The sequence below is a fragment of the Micromonospora sp. NPDC000663 genome (assembly GCF_042898105.1).
In the GTDB taxonomy this organism is placed as follows: Bacteria; Actinomycetota; Actinomycetes; order Mycobacteriales; family Micromonosporaceae; genus Micromonospora.
Map to the genome: position 1 here is coordinate 557948 of NZ_JBIAYR010000001.1, position 23375 is coordinate 581322.

Sequence of the window (23375 nt, forward strand, 5' to 3'; positions counted from 1 at the left end):
CGCTCGGTGCCGCCGGCGGTCGGCCCGCCGATCCAATCCATCGATAGTCCTCAACGGACAGTCTGTCGCCGACAGTGCACTTAGGAAGTCCTGTCGGGTGGCAAACTGCCAAATCCTGGACGCCGCGTGCGCAAAGTGGCAGCGTAGTGGGCATGGCGGAATCCGGAGTCAACCCTACGGCGGCGGCCCTGCTCGGCCTCCTCCACGAGGGCCCGATGACAGGCGGCCAGTTGATGGCCGCCGCTGAGCGCCGTCTGGCGCCGTACTGGTCGATGACCCGCAGTCAGGTCTACCGCGAGTTGCCGGTCCTGGCCGAGCGGGGTTTCGTGCGGCTCGGTAAGCCGGGGCCGCGGATGAGCCAGCCGTACGCACTCACCGCAAGCGGGAAACGGACATTTTCCCGCTGGCTGGCGGAGAACCCGGGGCGGGACACCATCCGTAACCCGATAGCGCTGCGGATGGCCTTCGGCAACCTGCACTCCGCCAGCCAGCTCAAGAGCCTGTACGCCTCCGCGAACGAGTACCACACCGAGGCCCTCGCCCAGGTCCGGGAACAGGTCAAGAACGCCAAACGGGACGGCGAGACGTACGACGCCAGCGCCCTGGAGTTCGCCGTCGCCTACCACCGGGCCGCGCTGTCGTGGTTGAAGTCCGCCCCCGTCGGGTGATCTCCGGCGGGTCCGCCGACAGGGAACGAGCTGCGCCTTCCGTGACGCAGTGCCGATTTGGCGCGGACCTGCGGGGCTCGCAAGCTCACTCCTCGTCTGCGCAGTACCCTTGTCTGTCGTGACCGCTGCCGATTACGCCGAACAGCTCAAGGAACTCGACGCGACCCTGCGCAACATCGAGGCCGTCCTCAACCTCGACCGTCTCCACGAGGACAAGGCCCGCCTTGAGCAGGAGGCTTCCGCCCCCCACCTGTGGGACGACCAGGCCAAGGCTCAGCAGGTGACCTCGCAGCTGTCGTACGTCAACGGCGAGATCAGCAAGCTGGGCAGCCTGCGCGCCCGGCTCGACGACGCCCAGGTGCTGCTGGAGTTGGCCGAGGCCGAATCCGACCCGGGTGTGCTCACCGAGGTCGAGACGGAGATCGCCGGGCTGACCAAGGCCATCCAGGAGATGGAGGTCCGCACCCTGCTCTCCGGCGAGTACGACTCCCGGGAGGCCCTGGTCGCCATCCGGGCCGGCGCGGGCGGCGTGGACGCGGCAGACTTCGCCGAGATGCTGCTGCGGATGTACCTGCGCTGGGCGGAGCGCCACGGCTACCCGACCGAGGTCTACGAGACCTCGTACGCCGAGGAGGCGGGTCTGAAGTCGGCCACCTTCGCGGTCAAGGTGCCCTACGCGTACGGCACACTCAGCGTCGAGTCGGGCACGCACCGGCTGGTCCGGATCAGCCCGTTCGACAACCAGGGCCGCCGGCAGACCAGCTTCGCGGGCGTCGAGGTCCTGCCGGTCACCGAGCAGACCGACCACATCGACATCCCGGAGAACGAGGTGCGCGTCGACGTGTACCGCTCCTCCGGCCCCGGCGGGCAGAGCGTCAACACCACCGACTCGGCGGTCCGGCTGACCCACATCCCGACCGGCATCGTGGTGACCTGCCAGAACGAGAAGTCGCAGTTGCAGAACAAGGCCTCCGCGCTGCGGGTGCTCCAGGCCCGGCTCCTGGAGCGCAAGCGCCAGGAGGAGGAAGAGAAGATGGCCGGCCTCAAGAGCGGCGGCACCAGCTCGTGGGGCGACCAGATGCGCTCGTACGTCCTGCACCCGTATCAGATGGTGAAGGATCTCCGAACCGAGCAGGAGACCGGCAATCCGAGCGGCGTCTTCGACGGCGACCTGGACGAGTTCATCGAGGCCGGTATCCGTTGGCGCAAGCAGCGTCAACTCGCCGGCGACGGTGCGTGACGGCTCGCGGGCGGAGCGCGTCATCGATCTCCAGGTAGAGGCCTGATTCGACGACGCGCACCGGATCGGTGGGGCGTGGGGCTTGGCTCAGTTGTTACACCGCGTAGACTCACCACCCGTGATTCAGCTTGAGCAAGTGACGAAGACGTACCCGAAGGCGTCCCGGCCTTCGCTCGACAACGTGTCCGTCTCGATCGAGAAGGGCGAGTTCGTCTTCTTCATCGGTCCATCCGGCTCCGGCAAGTCCACAATCATCAAGATGCTGCTGCACGAGGTAGCCCCCAACAAGGGTCGCGTCGTCGTCAACGGCAAGGACGTCACGTCGATGCGGTCCTGGAAGCGACCTCACTTCCGCCGCTCGATCGGCTGTGTCTTCCAGGACTTCCGGCTTCTGCCGAACCGCACCGCCTACGAGAACGTGGCGTTCGCTCTCGAGGTGATCGGCAAGACCAAGGCGGTTGCCCGCCGGGTCGTGCCGGAGGTGCTGGAGCTAGTCGGGCTCGGTGGCAAGGAGCACCGCTACCCGCACGAGCTCTCCGGTGGTGAGCAGCAGCGGGTCGCCGTCGCCCGGGCGTTCGTGAACCGTCCGCTGATCCTGCTGGCGGACGAGCCCACCGGAAACCTGGACCCGGACACCTCGATCGAGATCATGCGTCTGCTGGACCGGATCAACCGCACCGGCACGACCGTCGTGATGGTCACCCACGACTCCAACATCGTGAACCAGATGCGCCGCCGCGTCGTCGAGATCGAGAGCGGTCGCATCGTGCGTGACCAGGCCCGCGGCGTCTACGGGTGAGCCGGCGCTCCACCCCTGCGCAGCCTGACGACGAACACTTCATGCCGGAGACCCGGAGGAAATCCCGATGCGCGTGAAATACGTCCTGTCCGAGGTACTGGTCGGACTGTGGCGCAACGTGACCATGTCCATCGCGATGATCATCACGATGGCGGTCTCGCTGACCATGCTCGGCGCCAGCGGTCTCATGTACCGCCAGGTCGACGACATGAAGGACCTCTACTACAAGAACATCGAAGTCTCGATCTTCTTGAACCAGGAGGTGAGCGAGCAGGAGCGCACTGACCTGGATGGCAAGCTCAAGAGCGACCCACTGGTTAAGGAGGTTCTCTACGTCAACAAGGATGAGGCGTACAAGCGTTTCAAGGAGATGTACCAGGACGCGCCGGACCTGGTGAACGCCGTCAAGCCGGACCAGCTGCCCGAGTCGTTCCGGCTCAAGCTGAACAACCCGGAGCAGTACAAGAACATCTACGACCAGTACAAGGACACGGCCGGTGTCGACGAGATCGTCGACCAGAGCCGCCTGCTGGACAAGATCTTCAACATCCTCACCTCGATCCAGAACATCGCGCTGGCCGCCGCCATCGTGATGGCGATCGCCGCCCTGCTGCTGGTCGCGAACACCATCCAGGTGGCCGCGTACAGCAAGCGGCGCGAGGTGGCGGTCATGAAGCTGGTCGGCGCGTCCAACTGGTTCATCCAGGCGCCGTTCGTGCTGGAGGCCGTCGTGGCCGGCCTGATCGGTTCGCTGCTGGGCCTTGTCGCGCTCATCGCGGCGAAGTATCTGCTCTTCGACGGATCACTGAGCGCGTTGCAGGGTCTGCTCTCGCCGATCAGCTGGGGTGACATCCTGTTCATCTTCCCGCTGATGGCCGGCGTCGGTGGCCTCGTCAGCGCCGCCACCGCCTGGATCACCCTGCGGTTCTACCTGCGGGTCTAGGCACCGTACGGGCCGTCCCGTCGTCTCCCGGGGACCCTCCCGCGGCCGGAAATAAACGGCGCGGGAGGGTCCTTGTGACTCAGGTAGCATGATCGGTTGTCCGGCCGGGGTGACCTGCGGCCGTGACGTCAGACGGGAGGGGGTGGCACCGATGCCACGGGAAAAGGGGCGCAAGGTGGTCGCCTCCAACAAGAAGGCGCGCCACGACTACTCGATCCTCGACACGTACGAGGCGGGCATGGCGCTGACCGGCACCGAGGTCAAGTCGTTGCGGGCCGGGCGGGCGTCGCTTGTCGACGCGTTCGCGCAGGAACGTGACGGCGAGTTGTACCTGCACGCCATGCACATCCCGGAGTACACCCAGGGCACCTGGACCAACCACGAGCCCCGGCGTACGCGCAAGCTGCTGCTCAACCGGGGTGAGATCGACAAGCTCGTCGGCAAGACCCGCGAGGGTGGTCTGACGATCGTCCCGCTCCAGGTCTACTTCTCCGACGGCTGGGCCAAGGTGGAGATCGCCCTGGCCAAGGGCAAGAAGTCGTACGATAAGCGCCAGGACCTCGCCAAGCGCGACGCGGACCGGGAGATCGCCCGGGTGTCCGGTCGACGCGGCAAGGGAATGGCCGACTGATTCATCCCGTTTGTCCAGGTCGGCGCGCCGTCCCGGGGCTCGGGATGAAAGCCGTTGCGGCAGGCGTTAGTCTTGTCAGTGCCGCCACATCGGCGGCCTGTCGAGGGGGTGACTGGTTTCGACTTCGTACGCAGCGACAGGGGAAGCGAGCCGAGGAAGCCGACGTCGTCTCGAGAATCGGTCGTCGGAAACCAATAAGCGCCAAGAACAATCGCGCTGACTTCGCTCTCGCCGCCTGAGGCGAGTAGCTAAGTCTGTCGGCCTGGGAACGCCTTCGTCCCAGTAGCCGGCATCAGCTAGAAGGCTGGCCAATCGGACCCGGTCGCGGGGTCCGTGCGGCGAGATCAATCAGCGACTGGGCCCGTCACACCAACTTGCTCGCGTGAGCGGTGGGGCCGAGTAGAGGCACAGCGAGCTGCGCTCGGAGAAGCCCTGACAAACCGGCGAAGGACCCGGGTTCGATTCCCGGCACCTCCACCACCTCGAGCGAAGCGCCCCGGCCCCACGGCCGGGGCGCTTTGTCGTGTCCCTGGGGCACTACGCTGCCGCTGTGACGAACCAGGAGATGCGTCTGTCGGTAGGCGCGTCACCCGGCCAACGCACGGTCGCGGTGGTGCTCGGCGTCCTCGTCGCGGCGGTCGGTGCGGCGTTCGTGCTGGTGCCCCTGATCGCCGGCGGGCTGCTGCGCCGGCTGACCGGCCCCGGCGACGCGTTCTCCTCCTACGAGGAGGCCCGGGACCTGCCGCCGGGAATGCTGCCGCCGGGCCTGCGGGACTCCGGCGGCGCGGACGGGCCCAGCCCGTTCGTCGGGCTGTGCGGCCTGCCCTTCGTCCTGCTCGGCGTCCACCTCGTCCTGCGGGTGCTCCGCACCGCCGCGTGGCTGGACGGCAGCCGGGCGCGGGTGCGGGGTGCGTTCCGTACGCGCGCCGTCGACCTCGCCACGGCCCGGATCGAGGGCGGCGCGGTGTCGTACCGCGAGGTGGGAGACCCCGACCGGATGCGGAGCATCATCGCCACCGACCCGTCGAGAGGGCAGCGGGTCACCGTCCCGCTGCGCGGCATGGGGCTCGCCTCGCTGCCCCCGTCCGAGCTGCTGGCGCTCGCCGACGCGATCACGACGGGCCGGCCGGCCGACGGTCGGGACGGCGACGCCCACGCCGTCGCCGACCAACTGCGCCGCCTGGCGGGCCGCGACCGCTGAGGACTGCGGGACGGGTGGGGCGTACGGGGCAGATGAGACACGACCCGGCCCTGGACAGAGCGCGGCCGGCGGTTCACCATCGGCGTATGGGATAGAGCGCGGGAGGTGCCATGGCCACCGGACCGGTCCAGCAGCCGTCACCCGTCAGGGCGTCCACCGCGCACAGGCATCCACCCGGGCTGTCCGCCCCTGATCCGTACCCCGTCGGTCTTCCCGGTGAGCCCCGGCCCGCAGGGCTCGCGGGGGACGTGCACGCCCTCGCCCGGGCCGTCGCCGCGCCGCCGACCGAGCCGCGCTGGCGCGAGGACCTGCTGCTTCGTCTGCGTCCGGTCGGGCACCGCTTCGCCGAGCACGTCCGGGTCACCGAAGGCCCGTCCGGTCTCTACCGCGAGCTGCTCACCCACTCGCCCCGGCTGCACCACGGGGTGCTGCTGTTGACAGGTGAGCACGGCGCGATCGTCGCCACCCTCCAAGCCGTGCAGCGGTTGGCGGAGCACTCCGACGTCAACCTCGACGAGGTACGGCACCGGGCCGGGTACCTGCTGCGGGCGCTGGCCCGGCATCGACGGCGCGGCGCCGACCTGCTCTGGCAGGCGTACCAGACGGACCTCGGGGGCGAGACCTGACCACCGGTCGGGGAACCGGGGCGTCGAATGACGCGTCGTACCGGCATGCGTCGACCGGCCCTGCTCCTCGTACTCCCGCTGCTGATCACGGTGGGCTGCGCCCCGACGGACGCCGGCCCGGCGATCGGGTCCAGCGACCCGCCGCAGCGGTCGGCGGCGTTCGACAAGCGGGCCGCCGAGGTCGCCGGCGCGTGGCGACCCGACGAGACGTGGCGCAGCGGGTACGTCCCATTGCAGGGTCCGACCGTGCTCGTCGGCGACCCGCGCTTCACGCCCGACACCGAGGCGGCGTTCCGGGCCGGCTGGTACCGCGAACAGGTCCCGATCCCGCCCACCCCGGCCAGCGGGGAGATCCGGTTCCCGGACGGCCGGCTGACTGTGCCGTTGGTCAGCGCGGCCGAGGCGTACCGGCAACTCGACAAGGGTGACCCGGAGCCGTGCCCGGGGCGGCCGAAACGACAGGGGCTGCCGAGCCCCGGCGGCCCGACCGTCGAACCAGGACCGGACGGCTGGACCACGAGCGCGCCCCGGACGGCCTGCCTCGCGCTGACCGTCACCGGTGTGAAGTTCGGGAACGTGCCGGTCCGCACCAGCCGGGGTGAGGCGCAGGTGCCGGCCTGGCTGTTCACCATCGAGGAGCTGGCGACCCCGGTGGCCCGGCTCGCCGTGGCGTCGACCGCTGTCACGCCGGTCCCCGAGCCCGCGGCGCCGCCCCGTCCGCTGCCGGACGGGCTGGTCGCGGCCCAGGACCTGGCGGCTGTCGACGGCGCGCGGCTGACCGTCCGGCTCGGAGTCGGCGCCTGCGACACAGGCATCACCCCGCTGGTGTGGGAGGGGCCGGACGCCGTGGTGGTGGGTGGCGGCGTCACCCGGTCCACTGGGGTCTGCCCCGACGTGCTCAAACTCGAACCGGTCACGGTGACCCTCGCGGCGCCGCTGGGCGCCCGCCCGGTGCTGGACGTCTTCACCGGCACCCCGCTGTCGATCCCCCCAGGCTGACCGACGGGCCGGTCAGAGAATGCTCGGCACCTCGGTGCTTATCGGCACCGGCACCACTGTGGGACGGTCGGCGCGCAGCCCGGCGGTGAGCGCCGCGCCGAGCTGGTCGGGGGTCTGGACCACCTCGGTGGCGCAGCCGTAGCCGGCCGCGATGGCGGTGATGTCCAACCCCGGCAGGTCCAGCCCCGGCACCCCGGGTGTCTCCTTCAACTCGGCGAACGCCTTGAGGATCGCGTACTGCTTGTTGACCGGGACGACGACCACCACCGGCAGTGACAGGCGCGCGGCGGTCCACAGCGCCTGCACCGAGTAGTGGAACGAACCGTCGCCGATCACCGCCACCACCGGCCGACCCCGGCCGGTGTCCCGCTCGGCCAGGGCCACGCCTACCGCGGCCGGCAGGCCGTAGCCGAGGCCGCCGCTGGCCATCGTGAAGTACGACGTCGGCCGGGTGACCCGCAGTCGGCGGCGCAGCGCGGCCAGGTTGGACGGTGACTCCTGCACCAGCACCCCGTCGGCCGGCCAGTGCCCGGCCAGCGCGGCGAAGAGCGCGTCGGCTGACAACGGCGTGCTGATGTCCGGTGCGGCCTGGGCGTCACGGGGCGCCGGGGGAGTCCGGTCGGCCTGCGGGAGCAGTTCCAGCAGCGCGGCCAGGGTCAGCAGGGGATCGCCGAGAATGCTGTCGCCGACCGGGGCTCGCGCGGCCTCGTCGGGGTCGTCGGTGACGTGCAGCAGGCGGGTACCGGAGGGTAGGTGCTCGCCCGGCACGTACGGGTAGTAGCGGAACACCGGGGCGCCGACCACCAGCACCGTGTCGTGCCCGCTCAGCGCCTCGGCCAGGGGTCCGATCGCGAACGGCAGTACGCCACGGAAGTGCGGGTGGTCCTCCGGGAAGACGGCCCGCTCCGGTGCTGGCGCCGACCAGACGGGCGCGGCCAGCCGCTCGGCCAGGGCGACCGCCTCCGACCAACTGCCGGAGCGGTCCACCCCCGGCCCGAACACCAGCACCGGGTGGCGGCTGCCGGCCAGGATCCGGGCGAACTCGTCGAGGCGCCGCGGGTCCGGCCCGAACCGGGTGGCCACCGAACGCACCTCGGGTGCCGGCTCGGCGGGCTGGGCCCAGTCGTCCATCGGCAGCGACAGGAAGACCGGCCCGGTCGGGGGTTGCACAGCTGTCGCGTACGCCCGCAGCACCGCGCCGGGGATGTCCTGCGCCCGGGCCGGCTCGTAGGCCCACTTGACGTACGGCTGGGGCAGTTCGGTGGCCCGCCTGCTGGTCAGTCGGGGTTCGAGCAGCAGCATCTCCCGGGTCTGCTGGCCGGCCGTGATGATCAGCGGGGTCTTGTTGTGCCAGGCGGTGACCAGGTTGCCCATGCCGTTGCCGGTCCCCGGTGCGGTGTGCAGGTTGACGTGCGCCGGTACCCCGGCGGCCTGGGCGTAGCCGTCGGCCATCGCGACAGCCGTCGCCTCGTGCAGGGCGTGGACGTAGTGGAAGTCGGCAGGGAAGTCCCGCAGGAACGGCTCCTCGGTCGACCCGGGGTTGCCGAAGACGGTGGTCATGCCGAGGGTGCGGAGCACGTCGTACGTCGCGTCCCGGACCGTTGCCATCGTCGCCTGCCTCCGTCTCGCGCGCAGGGACGACCGCGGTCGCCCTCCCGATCATCCGAATCTATCGGGATGTGACGGACCTTTCGGGCGTTTCTCGAGCGCTTCGACTCCGACGGCGGCTCAAGGCAGCGTGAAGGGCAGGGTGATGCCGTCGAGTGCCCGACCGCAGGCGCAGTCCTGGGCGGCCGGGAGCGCGGCCAGCGCGTCGAGCAGCACGTCCCGCAGCCGGTCGGTGTTCGCCGCGAAGACCTGGAACACCTCGTCCTGGGTGACCGAATCGCCCGCCTGGACCCCGGCGTCCAGGTCGGTGACCAGGGCGATCGACGAGTAGCAGAGGGCCAACTCCCGGGCGAGGACCGCCTCCGGGTGGCCGGTCATGTTCACGACAGTGCCCCCGATCGAGGCGAACCAGCGCGACTCGGCCCGGGTGGAGAACCGCGGACCCTCGACCACCACCACCGTGCCGCCGTCCACTGCCGCGACGTCCCGACCCGCTGCCGCGGCGAGCAGCGCGCGTCGGCCGTGCGGGCAGTACGGATCGGCGAACGGCACGTGCACCGCACCCCTGTCGTAGTAGGTCTGCGTCCGGCCGCTGGTCCGGTCGATCAACTGGTCCGGCACCACGAACGTGCCAGGTCCCAGTTCAGGGCGGAGCCCACCGACCGCGCAGGGGGCGAGCACCTGGCGTACGCCCAGCGAACGCAGCGCCCAGAGATTGGCCCGGTAGGGGATCAGGTGCGGTGGATATCGATGGTCCCGACCGTGCCGGGGCAGGAACGCGACACGCCTCCCGGCCACCTCGGCGATGGTCACCGCGTCCGACGGTGGGCCGTACGGAGTGTCCAGCTCATGCGCTGTGCCGTCGAGGAGCGCGTACAGGCCCGAACCGCCGATCACCGCCACGTCCGCCGTCGGCGCCATCGAACCTCCGTCGCAACTGTCCGATCACCTGCTGGTCAGACCTTAGCCACCGCCCGGGACGCAGGCTATGGTGCCAGGCATGGCGTTGACAGCGCGGTTGATCCCGATGCACCGTGCGGATCCGGTGGGCGACGGATCCCCGGTGCGGGCTCACGGTTGACGGGTGTGTGGGATGCAGGGAGAGGGCCAGGCGATCGGCGGACGAGCGATGGAGTCGATGACCGGGAGGCTGCTGGTCGCGACTCCGGCGCTCAAGGACCCGAACTTCGACCGTACGGTGGTGCTGCTTGTCGCCCACGAGCCGGGCGGCGCGCTCGGCGTGGTGCTGAACCGGGCCACCGAGGTGCCGGTCGCTGACGTGCTCGGCGACTGGAGCGACCTGGCCCGCCACCCGGCGGTGCTCTTCGAGGGCGGCCCGGTGCAGCCCGACTCGGCCATCTGCCTGGCCCGGATGCGGCACCCGATGCGCCGGGTCAAGGGGTTCCACCAGGTGTCCGGCGCGGTAGGCACGATCGACCTGTCGGTCGACCCGGAGCGGCTGCGGGAGAGCATCGGCGGCATCCGGGTGTTCGCCGGCTACTCGGGCTGGGGCAGCGGCCAGTTGGAGCAGGAGATCGAGGACGGTTCCTGGTTCGTGCTGGACGCGCTGCCCGGCGACGCGTTCGTCGACCGTCCGGACGACCTGTGGCCGATGGTGCTGCGCCGGCAGGGCGGGATGATGGCGGCGGTGGCCCACTTCCCCCCGGACGTGGCGCTGAACTGACCCGGCGGTGGGGGCACCCCGCGAGATGACCATGCCGGCCGGTCTGTGTATAGTTTCCCAGTGCCCGGGCGACCGGGACGACAGCAAGGGGCCGTGGCGCAGCTGGTAGCGCACCACACTGGCAGTGTGGGGGTCAGGGGTTCGAGTCCCCTCGGCTCCACCTTGCGGACGCGGGTGAACGGCCCGGTTGATGATCATCAACCGGGCCGTTTCCTGTTGTCCACCCGACGCGAAAACGCCCTGACCGGAGTGACCCGGTCAGGGCGTTCGTCGACTGTATGTCCGGTAAGGGCGGGATCAGCCCTGGCGGCTCTTCCACTGCGGGTTCGCGCGGTTCACCACGACGACCCGGCCCCGACGGCGGACCACCACCGAACCCGGCTTCTGCTTCAGCGCACGCAACGAGCTACGTACCTTCATGTCTGCCTCCTCGGCCTGGGGGTCTGGCCTGAATCCGTACCGCCTATCGGAACGCCGGGGCCGGTGCCGGGATTCCCGGCCACCCGGCGTCGAACCTTTGACCTCCCGCGCCCGTACCACTGCCCGGGAGGTCACGCCATGACCATGCGCCGAGTGCTAGCCGCCGTGCTGGTCGCTGCCGCGACCGTGCCGCTGGCCGGCACGCCCGCCGCCGCGCACGGCGCCCCGACCGACCCGGTGAGCCGGGCGGCGGCGTGTGGACCGCAGGGCCGGTACGCGACGACCGCCGCCTGCCGGGCAGCCGTCCGGGCCGGCGCTGCCGTGCGCGAGTGGGACAACGTGCGCGTCGCCGCGATCAACGGCCGGGACCGGGAGCGGATCCCGGACGGCGAGCTGTGCAGCGGAGGCCTGTCCGCGTACCGGGGACTGGACCTGCCCCGGGCCGACTGGCCGTCCACCGAGCTGATCCCGGGCGCCACGTTCACCTTCCGGTACCGGACCACCATCGAGCACCGGGGCACCTTCCGGCTCTACGTGACACGCCCCGGCTACGACCCCCGCGAGCGACTCACCTGGGCGGACCTGGAGGCGCGCCCCTTCCTCACGGTGACCGACCCGCCGGTACGGGCCGAGGCGTACCAACTCGCGGGCCGGCTGCCGGCGGGCCGCGAGGGTCGGCACCTCATCTACACGATCTGGCAGAACTCCACCACACCGGACACCTACTACTCCTGCTCCGACGTGGTGTTCCGCAAGGCGAAGAGCAGTGCGACGAAGAGTGCGCCCGCTGCTCCGCGTACCGCCGCGAGCCGGCCGGCGGGCACCGAACCGGAGGTGGCGGCGGCGGCCGACCCGGGTGTGCCTGTGGCGTCGGTGACCGACCTCGGCAACCGGTGGCCGGTGCTGGCCGGCGCTGCCACCGTGCTGCTGCTGGCGTTGCTGATCACCGCCGGCTGGCGACGCCGGAGCGTCGCGGCGCCGGCCGGCCGGCAGTGCGGGGTACGCAACCACCGGGCCGGGCGGCGCCGGATCTGGTGACCCGACCCGCCCGACACCCGGTGGCGCTCAGTCCAGGTGCCTGTCGAACGGCACCTGGCCGGCCTCACCCGAGGTTCAGCTCCAACGTGTCGGCGCTTGCCCCGCCGCCGCAGGTGAGCGCCCCCGCCACGAAGTAGCCGCGATCGCCGACCCGGGCGGCGCCCAATCCGTGCCGGCCCTGCGGCAACGGCGAAAGCGTGGTCCAGCGGTCCTTGCGGGGGTCGTACGCCGTCACGTCGTCGTAGGTGGTCTCGTCCGGCCTGCACTCGCCGCCGGCGTACACGATCCGGCCGTTGAGCACGACTGCGGCTCCGGCGGAGCGGGGCGTCGGCAATGGGGCTGCCCTGCTCCACCGTCGGGTCCGGGTGTCGTAGACGTCATGGCGTGCGAGGCTGTCCTCCCCGTCTGCGACCCGGCCGCCGAACACGTGCACGCGATCGCCGAGGACGGCGACTCCCGCGTGGTCGCGCGGCTCGACCGGCAGTGGCTCGGCCGTGGACCAGCTGCGTCGCGCCGGGTCGTACGTCAGGTGGGTCCGGACGGTGCCGTACCCCATGGAGATCGGCGGATCCGGCAGGGTGACGACGGTGTGAGAGTCCCGTCCGCCGAGCAGGTGCAGCTTTCCGTTCACCGCCGCGACGCCGACCGAGCCCAGTTTCTGGGGCATGTCCGGCAGCCGGCTCCAAGCGTCGCGCAGCGGGTCGTAGGCGTAGGCCACCTGCTGCGGGTGCATGTGCACGATGTCGGTGAAGCCACCGAAGGCGTACAACTTTCCGTTCAGCCCGGCCACGCCGACGTGCGTGAGAGGGCGCGGCAGGGGTGCGTGCTGCCGCCACCTGTCGGTACGCGGGTCGTAGCTGGTCACCAGGGTCGTCGCCCACGTTGGCTGCTCGTCGCCGTTCTGCACGGTGCCACCGACGACGTAGACGCGGCCGTCGAGCGCGGCCACCCCTACCTCCGCCCGTGCCGTGTTCATCGGCGCCCTGTCGCTCCACACAGCTCGATCGTGGCCGGTGGGTGACTGTGCCTGCGCGCTGTCGGCCGACGTCACCTGCCCGAGGCCGGCGACGGACAACGCCGCTGCCGCCAACGTCGCCGCGACGATGCGATAGTGCCTCTTCAACTCTGCTCCAAAGTGGGTAGTGGCCGACGGCTCGGTGGTGCGGTGTGTCATGCCCGAGGCGCGATCGGGGCCTTCGCGTGGCGACCCCAGGCGACGAAGAGCGCGAGCACGATGAACAGGACGTTGACGGGCGTGTCCGCGGCCTCTCCCCGGGAGAGGTGGAAGACGATCGCGGAGGCTTGCAGCGCGACGCACCCGAGAGCTGCGAGCACTGTCACGCCGGGCCTGATCCGGGTGAGTGAGGGCAGGAGCACGCCGATCCCGCCGAGGATGTCGAGTGCCGCGGTCGCGTAGAACAGGCCCGGTGGGACCTCGCCTGCCCAGGCGAACGCCTCGGCGACCCGCTCGATGGGCGTGACGATTTTCCAGACGCCGCCACCCGCGAAGATCAGCGCGAGGGCTCCCTGGGCGGCCCACAGGCCGATGGTGAGTGCGCTGACGGGCGGTGTCCGCAGCGTTTGTGCAGGGTCGGTCATCACGAGGTCCTCTCGGGGAAGCATGCTTCTAAAACTAGCCTAGTCGCTCAGTAATGAACAGTCTGTTTGGAAGTTGTCGGATGGTTTGGCTGTTCGGTAGGGTCGGTGATCGTGGAGCAGGAAGCCGACAGCGTCGATCCGAGGGTTCAGCGGACCCGGCGGGATGTCGTCGACGCGGCCACGGCGCTGTTCCTGGAGCAGGGTTGGGCGGCGGTGACCCACGCCGAGGTCGCGCGCCGGGCGGGCTACTCCAAGGCGACCCTCTATGCACACTGGCCAACGCGCCTGGACCTGGTTCGGGCGTCGGTCGATCAGATGTGTGCCGCGGTCGGGCACCCCCAGTTGACCGGCGACCTACGCCACGACCTGATAGCGGGCTTGCTCGACTTCGGGCAGGACCTCGCCGACGGGCACCTGGTCAGGGTTTTCGGCGGGCTCCTTGAGCGGGCCGGCAGTGACCCCGTCGTCGATGAGCTGCGCGAGCGGCTCTACGCGGCCGGGACCCGGTCGCTGGACTCGGCCCTCCGCTCTCACCTGCGGGCCGAGGATGTCGAGCCTTCGCTGGCGCTCCTGGTGGGCGGGGTGCTCGTGCGCGCGGGTTTCCAGGCTCGACCGGCGGATCGGCCCTTCGTCGAAGACCTTGTCGATCGGGTCCTGGCCGCGGCGAGGCGGGACGACGCGCGATAACCGTCCGGCCGTTGCCGGGACACCCTGCCCGACAACCGCGTCGGCCGGCACCCCCGGGAAGGGTGCCGGCCAACGTCGTATCGGGGTATCGCGGGCGCTCAGCCCAGCAGTCGGTCGATCTCGGCCAGTTCGTCGGCCGTGAAGTCGAGGTTGTCGAGCGCGGCGATGTTGGTCTCCAACTGCTCGACGCTGCTCGCGCCGATGATGAGGCTTGTCATCCGCGGGTCACGCAGCGCCCAGGCCAGCGCGAGCTGCGCGAGTGACTGGCCGCGCCGCTCGGCGAGCCCGCCGAGCCCCCGGATGGTGGCCATCTTCTCGTCGCTGAGGTCGCTCTCGTTGAGAAAGACGCTGGTACGCACCCGCGAATCCGCCGGGATGCCGCCCAGGTAGCGGTCGGTCAGCAGGCCCTGAGCGAGCGGGCTGTACGCGATGCAACCGGCGCCTACCTGCTCCAGCGTGTCGAGCAGGCCGTCGTCCTCGGTCCAGCGGTTGAGCATCGAGTACGACGGCTGGTTGATCAGCAGCGGCGTGCCCAGCTCGCGCAGGATCGCGGCCGCCCGCGTCGTCTGCTCCGAGTTGTAGTTCGAGATGCCCACGTAGAGCGCCTTGCCGGAGCGGACGACGGCGTCCAGCGCGCCCATCGTCTCTTCGAGGGGGGTGTCCGGGTCGAACCGGTGCGAATAGAAGATGTCGACGTAGTCGAGCCCCATCCGGCCCAGCGACTGGTCCAAGGAGGAGATCAGGTTCTTGCGCGAGCCCCACTCGCCGTACGGTCCGGGCCACATGAGGTAGCCGGCCTTGCTGGAGATGACCAGCTCGTCCCGGTACGGCTTCAGGTCGGTGGCGAGGAGCCGGCCGAAGTTCTCCTCCGCCGAGCCGGGCGGCGGGCCGTAGTTGTTGGCCAGGTCGAAGTGGGTGACACCCAGGTCGAAGGCGCGCCGGACGATGTCGCGCTGCCGTTCGAACGGGCGGTCCGGGCCGAAGTTGTGCCACAGCCCGAGGGAGACGGCGGGCAGCCGCAGGCCACTGCGTCCACTGCGCCGGTAGGTCATGGTGTCGTAGCGGTCATCCGCGGCGAGGTAGGTCACGATCATGAGCCTAGCTCCGGCCGGCGGTGCCGGAGATCGGGCTTGCGAAGCCGGACACCGGGGTAGTTTCGACGCCATGCGGTTCATCTCGCTCGACACCCCCAAGCCGTTGTCCAAGATCGGGTTGGGTACCTGGCAGTTCGGCTCCCGGGAGTGGGGCTACGGGTCGGACTTCGAGCGGCAGGCGGCCCAGATCGTCCGGCGGGCCGTGGAGTTGGGCGTCACGGTGTTCGACACCGCCGAGATCTACGGCTTCGGCCGCAGCGAACGGATCCTCGGTGCCGCCCTCGGCGACGACCGACCAAAGGTCACCGTCGCGTCCAAGATCTTTCCGGTGGTGCCGGTGGCCGCCGTGGTGCAGCAACGGGCGGTCGCCTCGGCCGCCCGGCTCGGCGTCACCCGCATCGACCTCTACCAGGTGCACCAGCCCCACCCGCTGGTCGCCGACCACACCACCATGCGCGGCATGCGCGTGTTGCAGGACGTCGGGCTGGTCGCCGAGGTCGGGGTGAGCAACTACGGGCTGCGCCGGTGGCAGGTCGCCGAGGCGGCGCTGGGCCGGCGGGTGCTCAGCAACCAGGTCCGCTACAGCATGCTCGACCGCGCCCCCGAACAGGACCTGCTGCCGTACGCGCGGCAGGCCGGCCGGGTCGTCATCGCCTTCAGCCCGCTGGCGCAGGGCTTCCTGTCCGGCCGCTACGACGCGAAGAACCCACCCTCCGGCGCGGTCCGGCGGGCCAACCCGTACTTCCTGCCGGAGAACCTGGAACGCGGCGCCACCCTGATCGAGACGCTGCGCCAGGTCGCCGACGCGCACGACGCCACCCCCAGCCAGATCGCGCTCGCCTATCTGCTGCGCCACCCGAACGTGCTGGCCATCCCCGGCGCGTCAGGGGTGGAGCAGATGGAACGCAACGCCGCCGCCGCGGACATCGACCTCGCCGACGACGAGTACGCGGCGCTCGCCGAGGCCGCGAAACGCTTCCGACCGGTCACCGGCCTCGCCGCGATGCCCGCCATGGTGCGCGCCCGGCTCGCCGGCTCAACGGGAAAGTGAGCACAGTGGACGACATCACCGCGCTGATCCTGGACGACCACGCCGCCTTCCGGCGCGGCTTCGCCCGCCTCGACGACGCCCGCGACGAGCAGGAACTGCTCGCCATCTGGGATGCCCTCGCCCTGCACCTGGACATCCACGCCGAGGCGGAGGAGGCCATCCTCTACCCGCACCTGGTCAAACACGGCGACGACGGCGAGGACGAGACAGCCGACGCGATAGGCGACCACAACAAGATCCGCGACGCCATCGCCGAGTCGAAGCTGCACCCGGTCGGCTCGAAGCAGTGGTGGGAGGCAGTCGGCACGGCCCGCCGGGAGAACAGCGAGCACCTGGCCGAGGAGGAGGACGAGGCCCTGCCCGACTTCCGCCGGCACGCGGGCTTCGAGCTGCGTGCCGAGTTGGGCCAGCGCTGGCTGACCTTCTACGGCGAGCACAAGAACGGCCGCGACCTGCCGTTCCGCGACAACGACCCGCAGGAGTACGTCGCCGACCACCGCTGAGATCTCCCCGCTGCGGGGGAGTCGCGGGGAGGGGTGGGCGCAGCAGAATGACCGCATGACCTTCCGCGCGGCACTGGCCCCGCTGGTGGCCGGCAGCACCTGGCGACGCGGAGTTTTCCTGCTGCTCGGTGGTGTGCTGGCGCTGCCGTACGGGGTCCTCGCGGTGACCTTCGCGCAACTGCTCACCGACTCGACGATCCCCCGCCCACTGGTGTACGCCCTCCTGGTGATCGCGGGGCTGATCGCCGTGGTGCCGCTGCTGCTGGACGGCAGCCGGGCCCTGGAGATCGCCGCCGTACGGGCGCTGCTCGGCGTCGACCTGCCCGACCCCGCGCCCGGGCACCGCGGCGACCGGGAGAGCCGCCTGCGCAGCGCGCTCTGGATCGCCACGCACCTCACCATCGGCGCGCTGGTGATGATCGCGCTGTTCAGCGCGCTGCCGATGGCGCTGGCTTTCATCGCCCAGCAGTTCGGAGTGGGCGCCGAGATCACCAGCCGGGAGCGGTTCGGCCCGCTCGACGGACGGGACGGCGGCTGGCTGACGCTGACCGGGGTGGCCCTGCTCGTCGGCCTCGGCTACGCGGTCGCCGGGCTCGGCGCACTGGCCGTGTCGATGGCGCCTGTGCTGCTCGGCCCCGCGCAGGCCGAGCGGATCGCCGCGCTGGAGGCGCGGGCCACCCGGCTGGCCGAACGCAACCGACTGGCCCGGGAACTGCACGACTCGGTAGGTCACGCGCTGACCGTGGCCACCCTCCAGGCCGGCGCGGCTCGCGAGGTGCTCGACACCGATCCGGAGTTCGTCGGGCGGGCGCTCGCCGCCATCGAGGAGGCTGGACGGACCGCGATGGACGAGCTGGACCACGTGCTGGGGCTGCTCCGCGAGACAGGTGGCGACAGGCCACCCGCGGCACCGCAACGTACCCTCGCCGACCTGGACCGGCTGGTCGCCGACACACGTGCGGCCGGGCTGACCGTGCACGCGCAGCGCGTCGGCGACCCGGCGCGACTGCCCGCGATCGTCTCCCGGGAGGGCTACCGGATCGTCCAGGAAGGACTGACCAACGCCGCCCGGTACGGGTGCGGGCCTGTGACGCTGCGCCTGGACCTGCGGCCGGACGCGCTGGAGCTGGAGCTGGTCAACACGATGAGCCGCCCCGACCGGGCCGACACGGGGCGGTCCGGTCGGGGCCTGGACGGTATGCGGGAACGGGTGCTGCTGCTCGGCGGTCGACTCAGCGTGGGGCCGGACGGCGACCGCTGGCTGATCCGGGCCCGACTGCCCTACGAGGACGCACGATGACCACGGGTGTGCTCATCGTCGACGACGACGAGTTGATCCGGGTCGGGCTGCGGGCCATCATCGACGCCCAACCCGACCTGCGGGTGCTCGCCGAGGCCGCCGACGGCGCCGAGGTTCCGCCCCTGGTCGCTCGGCACCGGCCCGACGTGGTGCTGATGGACGTACGGATGCCAGGCATCGACGGCATCCAGGCCACCCGCCACCTGCTGGCCACCTCGGCCGACCCGCCCCGGGTGCTGGTGGTCACGACGTTCGCCAACGACGAGTACGTCTACGAGGCGCTGCGCGCCGGCGCCTCCGGATTCCTGCTCAAACGGGCCCGACCCGCCGAGGTGGTGGAGGCCGTACGGGTCGTCGCGGCGGGCGAGTCGCTGCTCTTCCCGGCCGCTATCCGCCAGCTGGTCGGGGCGTACGGGCCGGTCGGCGGCGATCGGCTGCGCGCGGCCCGGCTCACCGAGCGGGAGGCCGAGGTGCTGCGGCTGATGACCACCGGCCGGTCCAACCCGGAGATCGCCGCGCACCTGGTGGTAGGGGTGGAGACGGTCAAGACGCACGTCGGCAACGTGCTGGCCAAGCTGGGTGTCCGGGACCGCACGCAGGCCGTGATCGCCGCCTACGAGTCCGGCTTCGTCACCCCGTCCGGCTGACCGGTCCCCCACCCGGGGGAGCGGATTCACCGCGGGCCGGGAGGGATCCGGCGGGCTGTCGGCCGAGGCTCAGAGCATGACGACAATCACTGCATCCCGAGCCCGTACCGGCTCCCGCTGGCCCGACCGACTCGCCCCACTGGCCGCCGGTTGGCTCGGCCTGTGGGGCGTACTCGCCCTGGTCGGCACACTCACCGGCGCCGGCTATCCGTTCGGCGCGAACGACACCCACGGCGGCGACGTCAACCTGCTGCGCCTGGTGCCGGTGGACCTGGCCACCCCGCTCTTCGCAGGCGTCCTGCTCACCGCCGCGGTGGCCGCCCTGGCCATGAGCCGCCCCGCGGTCCACCCGCCCGGTCCGCTGCGGGCGCTGCTCGCCGGCTACGCCTGGGCTGTGGCGTTCGGACTCGCCGTCGTCGTCCCGGACGCACGGGTGCTGATCGTCCTCGGCTACCTGCCGATCCTGATCGTCGGCGCGCCGTTCGGCTGGCCACCGATCGAGTACTCCGACGTCTTCAACTGGGCGCTGTTCGGCAGGTTCGCCGCGCTGGCCGGCGGGCTGCTGCTGGCCGGGGCCGTGCTCGCCTGGCAGCGCCGCGCCGCAGGGGCCTGCGTCGGTTGCGGGCGGGACGGCACCGACCGGGGGTGGACCACCCCGGCCGCCGCCGCGCGCTGGGGTCGGTGGGCCGCCGGCATCGCGGCGGCGATTCCGCTGGCGTACGCGGTGACCCGGTTCGCCTGGGCGGCGGGCATCCCGCTCGGCATCTCCCGCGAGTTCCTGACCGAGATGCAGGACACCGGACTGGTCTGGGCCGGGTTCGGGCTGGGCGCCTTCGCCACCGTCGGCGCGATCCTCACCCTCGGCCTGGTGCAGCGCTGGGGCGAGCGGTTCCCACGCTGGATGGTCGGGCTCGCCGGTCGCCGGGTGCCGGTGCTGCTTGCCGTGGTGCCGGCCACCCTGGTCGCCATCGCCGTGACCGCGGCCAGCCTGGGGCTGCTCAGCAACCCCAGGTTCTGGGAGCTCACCGGCGAGGTCAGCCTGACCGGGGCGCCGATGCTGCTCTGGCCGCTGTGGGGCGTGGCGCTCGGCGCGGCCACGTACGCGTACCACAGGCGCCGCCGGGGAGCCTGCCGGCGCTGCGGCCGGGGCTGAGGGTGGGATCGGGGGTGCCCCCCGCGATGCCGGGGCACCTCCGCGAATGTGAGCTAGCGTGGGTCGGGTGACTGCGCCCAACCCGGTAATCCCGGTTCCACCGGCCGACCTGCCCGGCACGCTCGGCGTGCTACGGACGGCCGGTCACCAGTACCGCACCGTCAAGCAGGAACTCCGCGACAACCTTCTCGCCCGGATGCGTTCCGGCGAGCCCCGTTTCCCAGGCATCGTCGGCTACGACGACAGCGTGCTCCCCGAGGTCGAGCGCGCGCTGCTCGCCGGGCACGACATGGTGCTTCTCGGTGAGCGCGGCCAGGGCAAGACCCGTCTGATCCGCTCGCTCGGCGCGCTGCTCGACGAGTGGACACCTGTCATTCCCGGCTCGGTGCTCAACGAGCACCCGATGCACCCGCTCACCCCGGCGTCCCGTGCCCAGGTCGCGGAGGCCGGCGACGACCTGCCGGTCGGCTGGCTGCACCGCTCGATGCGCTACGGCGAGAAGCTGGCCACCCCGGACACCAGCGTCGGCGACCTGATCGGTGACGTCGACCCGATCCGGATCGCCCAGGGTCGTACGCTCGGCGACCCGGAGACCATCCACTTCGGGCTGGTACCCCGTACCAACCGTGGGATCTTCGCCGTCAACGAGCTGCCCGACCTGGCCGAACGGATCCAGGTTGCCCTGCTCAACGTGCTGGAGGAGCGGGACATCCAGGTCCGTGGCTACCAGCTGCGCCTCCCGCTGGACCTGCTCCTGGTGGCCAGCGCCAACCCGGAGGACTACACCAACCGGGGCCGGATCATCACCCCGCTCAAGGACCGGTTCGGCGCGGAGATCCGCACCCACTACCCGATCGAGCTGGAGCTGGAGTTGGCGCTGATCCGGCAGGAGGCCGACATGGTCGCCGAGGTGCCGGAGCACGTGCTGGAGGTGCTGGCCCGGTTCGCCCGCGCGGTACGCGAGTCACCGTCGGTGGACCCGCGCTCCGGCGTCTCCGCCCGGTTCGCCATCGCGGCCGCCGAGACCGTCGCCGGCGCCGCGCTGCGCCGCGCCGGACTGCTCGCCGCCTCCGCCGATGCGGACGACCGGGCGGAGGCCGCGGTGGCCCGCGTCGGGGACGCCGTGTCGGTGACCAGCACGCTGCGCGGCAAGGTGGAGTTCGAGAGCGGCGAGGAGGGGCGGGAGATCGAGATCCTTGCCCACCTGCTGCGCACCGCCACCGCCGAGACGTTCCGGGCGCACCTGTCCGGGCTGGACCTGTCCGGCTTCACCGCCCTCGTCGACGACGGCGCGGCGATCGAGACCGGCGAGCTGGTAAGCGCCGCCGAGCTGCTGCGCCAGGTTGGCACCGTACCGGGGCTGGCGAAGGTCCTGGACCGGCTCGGCCTGGGCGACGCGCCCACCCCGGAGGAGGCTGCCGCCGCCGTCGAGTTCGTGCTGGAAGGGCTGCACCTGACCCGTCGGCTCGGCAAGGACGTCACCGACTCCGGGCGCACCGTCTACGGCGGCCGGGGCTGACCGTGGCCGGCAACCGGTTCCGGTACGGGCAGTGGAACGGCGGGCCGGACCCGCTGGCACCCCCGTACGACGTGCGTGCGGCGGTCGACGCGGTCGGCGCCGAGGTGCTGGCCGGCGGCAGCCTGCGCGAGGCGCTGCGTGACCTGCTGCGCCGGGGCCCGCAGGGGCGCGCCGGCCTGGACGACCTGGCCGCCCGGGCGCGGCGACTGCGCCGCGAGGCGATGCGTCGGGGCGATCTGGACGGCGCGGTGACCCGTGCCCAGGCACTGCTCGACCAGGCCCTCGCCGCCGAACGGGACGAGCTGCGGGGCCGCGACGACGACGCGGCGCGGTTCGCCGAGGCGGTGCTGGACAACCTGCCCCGCTCCACGGCGCGGGCGGTGCAGGAGCTGTCCGGCTACCAGTGGGCGAGCGAGGACGCCCGCCACTCGTACCAGCAGATCCTCGACCAGCTCCGCGACGACGTGCTCGGTCAGCGCTTCGCGGGACTGCGCGACGCCGTCCGCGCGTCCGCCGACCCGGCCGCCCAGCAGCGGCTCGCCGAGATGATGGGCGACCTGAACGACCTGCTGGCCCGGCACGCCCGCGCGGAGGACACCACCGACGCGTTCGCCGAGTTCATGCGCCGGCACGGCGACTTCTTCCCGGAGAAGCCGGAGACCATCGACGAGTTGATCGACGTGCTGGCGCGTCGCGCGGCGGCCGGCGAGCGGCTGATGAACTCGCTGTCCGAGCGGCAGCGCGCCGAACTGGCCGGCCTCATGCAGCAGTCGCTCGGCGACCGCCTCGCCGGGGAGCTGTCCGCGCTCGACGCGAACCTGCGGTCGTTGCGGCCCGACCTGCGGTGGGGCCGTGGTGAGCGGGTCCGCGGCGACCAGCCGTTGGACTACGCCGACGCGGCCGGCGCGCTCGGTGAGATCGGCGAGTTGGACGACCTGCTGGACCAGCTCGACCAGGAGCACCCCGGCGCCACCCTGGACGACGTGGACGTCGACGCGGTGGCCCGTACGCTCGGTCGGGACGCCGCCGACGACGTCCGCCGGCTACGCGAGCTGGAGCGGGAGCTGCGTCGGCAGGGCTGGGTGAGCCGGGACGCGGACGGGCTGACGCTGAGCCCGAAGGCGCTGCGCCGGCTGGGCGGGACCGCCCTGCGGCGGGTCTTCGCCGACCTGACCGCCGGACCCCGGGGCCAGCACGACCTGCGTTCGGCGGGTGCGGCGGGCGAGGTCAGCGGCGCGTCCCGCCCCTGGGAGTACGGCGACGAGCAGCCGCTGGACGTCGTCCGCACGCTGACCCGGGCGGTCCGCCGGGCCGGTCCGACGGTTCCGCTGCAACTCGCCGCCGACGACTTCGAGGTGGTGGAGACCGAAAAACGCGCCTCGGCGGCTGTGGTGCTCTGCGTCGACCTGTCGTACTCGATGATCTCCCAGGGTCGTTGGGGGCCGATGAAGCAGACGGCGCTGGCGCTGGCGCACCTGATGGAGACGCGTTTCCCGCAGGACGCGTTGCAGATCGTCGGCTTCGGTCGGGAGGCGATGACGCTCACCCAGCAGGAGTTGGCGGCGGTGGAGCCGGACATGGAGCAGGGCACGAACCTCCAGCACGCGTTGCGGCTGGCGGGGCGGCACCTGCGCCGGCACTCGGACGCCGAGCCGGTGGTGCTGGTGGTCACCGACGGTGAGCCGACCGCGCACCTGGACCCGGACGACGGGGAGGCGCTGTTCCACTGGCCGCCGCTGCCGGAGACCATCGAGGCGACCGTCCGGGAGGTGGACCGGTTGAGCCGCTACGGGGCGACGCTCAACCTGTTCATGCTCGGCGACGACCCGGGCCTGCGCCGTTTCGTCGACGCGGTGGCCCGCCGCAGCCGGGGCCGCATGTTCACCCCGGACACCGACGACCTGGGCGAGTACGTGGTCAGCGACTATCTCCGCTCCCGCCAATCCCGCCGCTAAGTCCGGCCGG

The 23375-nt window shown here is 71.5% G+C and carries 24 protein-coding genes, 1 tRNA gene and 1 other RNA gene; 20 read left to right on the forward strand and 6 right to left on the reverse strand.

The window, feature by feature from the left end; all coding sequences use genetic code 11:
• Nucleotides 1-152: 152 nt before the first annotated feature.
• The 9 genes from ACFY1S_RS02665 to ACFY1S_RS02705 all read left to right on the forward strand — a co-directional run bounded on the left by ACFY1S_RS02665 (nucleotide 153) and on the right by ACFY1S_RS02705 (nucleotide 7107).
• Nucleotides 153-668, forward strand: coding sequence for a PadR family transcriptional regulator (locus ACFY1S_RS02665; RefSeq protein WP_203177078.1), 516 nt, complete (start codon nucleotides 153-155; stop codon nucleotides 666-668).
• Nucleotides 669-786: 118 nt separating this feature from the next.
• On the forward strand, nucleotides 787-1908 hold the full coding sequence (prfB, locus tag ACFY1S_RS02670) for a peptide chain release factor 2 (protein ID WP_387112075.1): 1122 nt from the start codon (nucleotides 787-789) through the stop codon (nucleotides 1906-1908).
• A 118-nt stretch (nucleotides 1909-2026) separates the two neighbouring features.
• Nucleotides 2027-2707 carry a cell division ATP-binding protein FtsE gene (gene ftsE / locus ACFY1S_RS02675; protein WP_030331491.1) on the forward strand — a complete coding sequence of 227 codons (681 nt, stop codon included), beginning with the start codon at nucleotides 2027-2029 and terminating at the stop codon, nucleotides 2705-2707.
• Between the two features lie 67 nt (nucleotides 2708-2774).
• Nucleotides 2775-3650: a permease-like cell division protein FtsX gene (ftsX, locus tag ACFY1S_RS02680; protein WP_357980199.1), complete on the forward strand. Its 876-nt coding sequence runs from the start codon at nucleotides 2775-2777 to the stop codon at nucleotides 3648-3650.
• 151 nt (nucleotides 3651-3801) lie between these two features.
• Nucleotides 3802-4281, forward strand: a complete 480-nt coding sequence (smpB, locus tag ACFY1S_RS02685) for an SsrA-binding protein SmpB (RefSeq protein ID WP_387112079.1) — start codon at nucleotides 3802-3804, stop codon at nucleotides 4279-4281.
• 104 nt (nucleotides 4282-4385) lie between these two features.
• Nucleotides 4386-4761: a transfer-messenger RNA gene (gene ssrA / locus ACFY1S_RS02690) on the forward strand.
• A gap of 70 nt (nucleotides 4762-4831) precedes the next feature.
• Complete coding sequence (locus ACFY1S_RS02695; RefSeq protein ID WP_387112082.1) at nucleotides 4832-5482, forward strand: hypothetical protein; 651 nt, start codon at nucleotides 4832-4834, stop codon at nucleotides 5480-5482.
• A gap of 110 nt (nucleotides 5483-5592) precedes the next feature.
• Nucleotides 5593-6108, forward strand: coding sequence for a hypothetical protein (locus ACFY1S_RS02700; RefSeq protein WP_387112084.1), 516 nt, complete (start codon nucleotides 5593-5595; stop codon nucleotides 6106-6108).
• Between the two features lie 45 nt (nucleotides 6109-6153).
• Nucleotides 6154-7107 (forward strand): hypothetical protein, encoded by a 954-nt coding sequence (locus ACFY1S_RS02705; protein ID WP_387114251.1) that lies wholly within the window; start codon nucleotides 6154-6156, stop codon nucleotides 7105-7107.
• A 12-nt stretch (nucleotides 7108-7119) separates the two neighbouring features.
• Here the strand turns inward: ACFY1S_RS02705 and mdlC are convergent, their stop codons facing one another.
• Nucleotides 7120-8715 (reverse strand): benzoylformate decarboxylase, encoded by a 1596-nt coding sequence (gene mdlC / locus ACFY1S_RS02710; RefSeq protein ID WP_387112087.1) that lies wholly within the window; start codon nucleotides 8713-8715, stop codon nucleotides 7120-7122.
• Nucleotides 8716-8835: 120 nt separating this feature from the next.
• Complete coding sequence (locus tag ACFY1S_RS02715) at nucleotides 8836-9636, reverse strand: S-methyl-5'-thioadenosine phosphorylase (RefSeq protein WP_387112089.1); 801 nt, start codon at nucleotides 9634-9636, stop codon at nucleotides 8836-8838.
• Nucleotides 9637-9808: 172 nt separating this feature from the next.
• Here ACFY1S_RS02715 and ACFY1S_RS02720 point away from each other — a divergent pair, with 172 nt between their 5' ends.
• Both ACFY1S_RS02720 and ACFY1S_RS02725 read left to right on the forward strand, forming a co-directional pair.
• Complete coding sequence (locus ACFY1S_RS02720; RefSeq protein ID WP_357980217.1) at nucleotides 9809-10399, forward strand: YqgE/AlgH family protein; 591 nt, start codon at nucleotides 9809-9811, stop codon at nucleotides 10397-10399.
• An 87-nt stretch (nucleotides 10400-10486) separates the two neighbouring features.
• A tRNA-Ala gene (locus tag ACFY1S_RS02725) sits at nucleotides 10487-10559 on the forward strand.
• A 137-nt stretch (nucleotides 10560-10696) separates the two neighbouring features.
• Here ACFY1S_RS02725 and ACFY1S_RS02730 read toward each other — a convergent pair.
• Nucleotides 10697-10819, reverse strand: a complete 123-nt coding sequence (locus ACFY1S_RS02730) for a 50S ribosomal protein L36 (protein ID WP_030490864.1) — start codon at nucleotides 10817-10819, stop codon at nucleotides 10697-10699.
• A 138-nt stretch (nucleotides 10820-10957) separates the two neighbouring features.
• Here ACFY1S_RS02730 and ACFY1S_RS02735 point away from each other — a divergent pair, with 138 nt between their 5' ends.
• Nucleotides 10958-11857 (forward strand): lytic polysaccharide monooxygenase, encoded by a 900-nt coding sequence (locus tag ACFY1S_RS02735; RefSeq protein ID WP_387112092.1) that lies wholly within the window; start codon nucleotides 10958-10960, stop codon nucleotides 11855-11857.
• Nucleotides 11858-11921: 64 nt separating this feature from the next.
• Here ACFY1S_RS02735 and ACFY1S_RS02740 read toward each other — a convergent pair whose 3' ends face one another.
• Nucleotides 11922-12980: a Kelch repeat-containing protein gene (locus ACFY1S_RS02740; RefSeq protein WP_387112094.1), complete on the reverse strand. Its 1059-nt coding sequence runs from the start codon at nucleotides 12978-12980 to the stop codon at nucleotides 11922-11924.
• Nucleotides 12981-13027: 47 nt separating this feature from the next.
• Nucleotides 13028-13456: a DoxX family protein gene (locus tag ACFY1S_RS02745; RefSeq protein WP_387112096.1), complete on the reverse strand. Its 429-nt coding sequence runs from the start codon at nucleotides 13454-13456 to the stop codon at nucleotides 13028-13030.
• Between the two features lie 111 nt (nucleotides 13457-13567).
• Here ACFY1S_RS02745 and ACFY1S_RS02750 point away from each other — a divergent pair, with 111 nt between their 5' ends.
• Nucleotides 13568-14143: a TetR/AcrR family transcriptional regulator gene (locus ACFY1S_RS02750; RefSeq protein ID WP_387112099.1), complete on the forward strand. Its 576-nt coding sequence runs from the start codon at nucleotides 13568-13570 to the stop codon at nucleotides 14141-14143.
• A 98-nt stretch (nucleotides 14144-14241) separates the two neighbouring features.
• Here ACFY1S_RS02750 and mgrA read toward each other — a convergent pair whose 3' ends face one another.
• Nucleotides 14242-15237, reverse strand: coding sequence for an L-glyceraldehyde 3-phosphate reductase (mgrA, locus tag ACFY1S_RS02755; RefSeq protein ID WP_387112102.1), 996 nt, complete (start codon nucleotides 15235-15237; stop codon nucleotides 14242-14244).
• A gap of 70 nt (nucleotides 15238-15307) precedes the next feature.
• Between mgrA and ACFY1S_RS02760 the strand changes: the two genes are divergently transcribed.
• The 7 genes from ACFY1S_RS02760 to ACFY1S_RS02790 all read left to right on the forward strand — a co-directional run bounded on the left by ACFY1S_RS02760 (nucleotide 15308) and on the right by ACFY1S_RS02790 (nucleotide 23365).
• Entirely contained in the window at nucleotides 15308-16288 is a 981-nt protein-coding gene (locus ACFY1S_RS02760; protein WP_387112104.1) for an aldo/keto reductase, read from the forward strand.
• 5 nt (nucleotides 16289-16293) lie between these two features.
• Nucleotides 16294-16791 (forward strand): hemerythrin domain-containing protein, encoded by a 498-nt coding sequence (locus tag ACFY1S_RS02765; protein WP_387112107.1) that lies wholly within the window; start codon nucleotides 16294-16296, stop codon nucleotides 16789-16791.
• Nucleotides 16792-16846: 55 nt separating this feature from the next.
• Nucleotides 16847-18091, forward strand: coding sequence for a histidine kinase (locus ACFY1S_RS02770; protein ID WP_387112110.1), 1245 nt, complete (start codon nucleotides 16847-16849; stop codon nucleotides 18089-18091).
• The gene (locus ACFY1S_RS02775) at nucleotides 18088-18738 is read left to right on the forward strand and encodes a response regulator transcription factor (RefSeq protein WP_357980237.1); all 651 of its coding nucleotides are present in this window, start codon (nucleotides 18088-18090) and stop codon (nucleotides 18736-18738) included. Before ACFY1S_RS02770 ends, ACFY1S_RS02775 begins: the two co-directional genes overlap by 4 nt.
• A gap of 76 nt (nucleotides 18739-18814) precedes the next feature.
• Nucleotides 18815-19891, forward strand: a complete 1077-nt coding sequence (locus ACFY1S_RS02780; protein ID WP_387112112.1) for a hypothetical protein — start codon at nucleotides 18815-18817, stop codon at nucleotides 19889-19891.
• Nucleotides 19892-19949: 58 nt separating this feature from the next.
• A complete protein-coding gene (locus ACFY1S_RS02785) occupies nucleotides 19950-21410 on the forward strand; it encodes a magnesium chelatase (RefSeq protein WP_387112115.1) in 1461 nt (486 codons plus the stop codon).
• Between the two features lie 2 nt (nucleotides 21411-21412).
• Nucleotides 21413-23365, forward strand: coding sequence for a VWA domain-containing protein (locus tag ACFY1S_RS02790; protein WP_387112118.1), 1953 nt, complete (start codon nucleotides 21413-21415; stop codon nucleotides 23363-23365).
• The last annotated feature ends 10 nt before the right edge of the window (nucleotides 23366-23375 follow it).